Raw genomic sequence first — 4,001 nt, 5'->3', positions numbered from 1 at the left:
CGGTCGGTCTTCGAATTCACATAGCCGCCCTCATGCCCGAACATGAGCTCGAGAGCGGTTGATAGGGTTTCTCTAGCCATGGGGCTCCTTCTGGCCGCGCAAAAACGCGCGGCCACGCTGGATGGTGGTCATGGGGATTTCCTTTTCACGCTTGATAGCCGATGACGGGAAGCCTCAGACCACGATGCCCCAGCGCTTCAGCTGATATTCGCGGATCTGCGCGATGTTGCGGGCGTCCTCATCGGCATTGGTGACCTTGCTATACTTCATCCACCATTTCTGCTGACTGCCGGCGATCTGGGCGCCGCTACGCTGCGAACCGATGCGATATCGGCCGATCACAGGAAAGCGAGGCTTTGCGGTCGTCGCGGTCGCCACGCTTGTTCCGGCCGTAATGTTCTGAATGGAGACCCCTTGGCCGGAGCCTGTGGCGATGATCTTGCAAACCAGCAGGTGCCAGGTGTTATGGGTGGCAGCGACCGATGTAGTTGTGGTTTCATCGTCGGTCGTATCGTTGCCAAAGCCAGCGCCGAACCGCTCCGCTGTCGCGGCGGTGACGACCAGGCGATTGCCGAACGAATTGGCGGACTCGCCGTTCGCCGGAAAGTTCAGACCGTTCGCCCAATATGTCGGCCGATTGTTGTCGTCAGCCATGGAAGCGGCGCTCTTCACGACGGAATAGATCGTCTGGTTGAGAGAGTCGGTCGCCGACACCTCAATCCAGTTCGTGCCCGATACCTCCAGCCATGCGCTCCCCGTGCCGATGGCCGGCGTACCGCCCCCGACCACGCCATCCGGCACGGGCTTTCCCGGCGCAAGATTGAGCAAAGACCGCTCCAGGGAGCCGTCGAAGATATGCAGGCATTCCAGACCGTCGCGAGACAGGTAGCCGCCGAACTCGGTCGCGTAGGCGCTGGCATCAGTGGGAGAAGTAAAACGAGGCATGGCTTGATCCTTTAGATATGGGTCAGGGCATAAGCGCCCGTCATTGCGAGTTGGCGCATGTCTTCCTCTCGGGCGTATCCGTAGGGATGGATGCCGTCTTCGATCGTGCGCGTGATCACGCCGGTCGTGGCGTTGGGCGAAGTCGATGCAAGCGTGAGGTCAAAACTGCCGTCGTTGGGGACGAAGGCTTGGGCGAAGCAGATATGGAACCGGCTGTCGGCGATCTGCGCCTGTAGATCGAGCAGAGCGCGGTACGCCTGTATTTCGACCGGCCAATCGAGGTCCTCGTCCGGCGTTCGGGCCGTGCCGGGCAGCATGAAGATGATCGGCTTTGTCGCGCTGTAGGCCCGCCAGCGTCGAATTAGCAGGGCCATCTCCGCCTTGATAAGGGCGTATGCGCTACTCGTGTTCAGGCGACGGACGTCGTTGCGGCAAAGCACGAGGCTCAGCATATCCGGCGCTGCGAGGCCGAACCGGCTGAAATAGGCGGCGAAGTCGATGAAGTAGCCATTGCGAAGGTCGGCGTCATCCACAACGCCATCGTCGATGACGAGCAGCGGATTGAATGTCCGCTTCGTCGATGTGTCGGCCGCGAGGTATGCCGCCTCCCCACCAATAGAGACCGGCGAAAGCGTCGTCGTCAGATAGTTGGTGTAGTCGGCCAGTTCGATGCCAGGACGGCACTCGCCGGAATATGTCGAATCCAGCACAAAGTGATTGGTCACCCCCGAAGGCGTGTTGTTTTCAGTCGGTGTCGTGCCGACCCACGTCGGGGTGACACCCCAGTCAAGATAGGCTTGGTGCTGGTAGTAGAGCCCCTGATAGGTGCCGATGGAATCGGTAAGCGACAGGATCTTCGGCGTCAGCCCTGTGAGCGATGCGAGCGTGGCAATCCGCGTCGTCAGCCTCAGCTCGGACGCATTCTTCGCGTCCCAACTTTTCGGGCGAACGATCAGTGTTGCGCCGCCAGCCATGTCAGACGGCTTGATCTGCGTCGACGAAACGAATGAACGCGCCTTATAGGCGGCCCCCGTTCGCGGGAAGATCGACGCCTGCACGAGTGCCGCATCCATTCGGTTTTTCAGGATGTTGTCGACAACCAAAGTGCTTTCCTCGCCCTCAACCGCGTAGAGGTATTTGCCAAGGTAAAGTTCCAGACTTTGCGGCTGCGGGATTTCAGTCGGCTCCTGCGACGCGCTCCCCAAGGGCATGTTGGGCCGCCAGAGAACATGGCCCCAGATGTCCTGGATTTCGAACGAGCGCAGCGGCCACGCATCGATGCGAATGCCGTTGATCATGCTGCTCTTGGCACCGAGACGGGCGAAGGTGTAGCCGGGAGACGCGCCGAATTCGATATCGCCGCCGATCGCCTGCGGATCGATCTGCATGCCTCCGATGTAAACCATGCCGTCAAGGCCGATGCGCATCAGCGTGTTGCCGTAGCTATCTTCCCAGCGGTAAGCGTCGACCCCATCATCCGTGACAAGCTGCAACTGGCGCTGCCGCCAGAAGCGCACGATGCCGCCGGCTTCGCCGCGCAAGAGCACACGGTCTCCGGGGAACATCTGCACATCTTTACCGTCGTTATCCCCCTTGAGGAGCGCCCCGACCTTGAAGAACGGTGAACCGTCAACACGAAGCGACCTTTCCCGGTCGACGCCGAGCGTGACAGCCGAGACGGTCACGTCGCCCGTCAACGGCACGTATTCGCCAGTCACGTTGTCGATGTCGATAGTGGCGGCGGTCGCGACACTGTTGGCGTTCTTGCGCAGCGCATCGAGGGCCGATGGCACCGCGGTGTTCTGCTCATTAACGAGCGCGAAGGTAATGGCGTCGGTGCCAATTACAGGAGCCGTGGCGTTTTTGCAGGTGTATGTTTTTCCCTTGGAGGAGGACCCGGCCGCCACATAGAACGTCGCGCCAAGAAGTTCGGCGCCGGTATCGGCATCCGTCGTGCGAGCCGGGGCGCCGGCAGCTGGGACCAGATAGACGCCGTTCTCTTTCGGGTCCGTGCGGCCGTCCATGAAGAACCGCTCGCCGGTCGCCGCAACACGTCCGTCATGGGTCGTTCCGTTCACGAACGCCGTCGCAAGGGCGCCAGTCGAGGTTGAACGGAAGATGACGTTGTCCAGTGTCTTCCGACTGGTGACCGCGATGGCCTTTGCCTCGTCGACACTCTTCTGCAACGCATCGACTTGAGCCTGAATCGTCCCGCCGACCTCATCACGGATACGCGACTTCTGCGGCTGGGCGGGGCCGCTAGAAGGCCCGTCTGCATAGACTGAGTCAAACGCGGATTTAATTTCGTTCGCCATGAATGGCTCCCATGCAAAGCGGCTCCAGCGAAAGCCAGAGAGCGGTCAGTTATGAAGCTTTGGATTTAGATGACTGTGATGGTGACAGGCCCTGACACCGGGCCAGCAATGCCAGAGGCGTTCAGGACAGCAGCGCGGTAGTCCCAGGTCCCCTGCGGTTCCTGATCGGCCGTCTGCTTAAAGGCGAACACGTTGTCCAGCTGAACCGCAGCGTTGGTACTCGCAATCGGAGCGAAAGTAGTATTGCCTGCGACGGCCGTAAGGCGGCCAGATTTAAAACCAGCCGTTGAGAATGCAGTCCCCGTAACTGTCGTGCCACCGGTCAGGCGGTCGGTCAGAGTGGCGGAGGCCCCACTGATGCTGTCAATGGTTGCCCCCCAGCGAACAACATCGCCGGCTGCCAGTGTCACTGTCCAGTTAAGAGCGCCGCCCGCACCTGAGGCGTGAATTGCCTTACCGCCCGATATACTCCAGTTCGATCCAAGCGTCGGCGGTGGCCCGGCAGCGGTAAAGTCACCGTTGGTCGTGAAGAACGTTGGCGCCGTTCCCACTGTGTAACTAAATGTGGTCCCAGGCGAGACGCCTATTTCATCCACCTTATCGGTAGCCGCGTTGAAGGTTCCGCCGCTGACCGTGCGATAAATCGCCATAGTCACGGCATGGCTATCGTTTTTCACCGAAACGTTGAACGGCGCCGTCCCATAGTGCGGGCTCGCGCTTGCCTCGGTGAAGGAAGCCAGA

At 60.5% G+C, this 4,001-nt stretch carries 2 protein-coding genes and 1 pseudogene; all 3 read right to left on the bottom strand.

Annotated elements, in window-relative coordinates:
* Positions 1–174: 174 nt before the first annotated feature.
* Complete coding sequence (locus ACOZKU_RS04670; RefSeq protein WP_421577866.1) at positions 175–945, bottom strand: hypothetical protein; 771 nt, start codon at positions 943–945, stop codon at positions 175–177.
* A gap of 11 nt (positions 946–956) precedes the next feature.
* Positions 957–3,260, bottom strand: a complete 2,304-nt coding sequence (locus tag ACOZKU_RS04665) for a hypothetical protein (protein WP_421577865.1) — start codon at positions 3,258–3,260, stop codon at positions 957–959.
* A gap of 65 nt (positions 3,261–3,325) precedes the next feature.
* Positions 3,326–4,001, bottom strand: a pseudogene (locus tag ACOZKU_RS04660) (hypothetical protein); the annotation flags it as partial.

This window comes from Shinella sp. M31 (assembly GCF_049199205.1).
Taxonomy (GTDB): domain Bacteria; phylum Pseudomonadota; class Alphaproteobacteria; order Rhizobiales; family Rhizobiaceae; genus Shinella.
The sequence above is the reverse complement of the archived record's forward strand: the minus strand, read 5'-3'. Positions and strand labels throughout refer to the sequence as shown.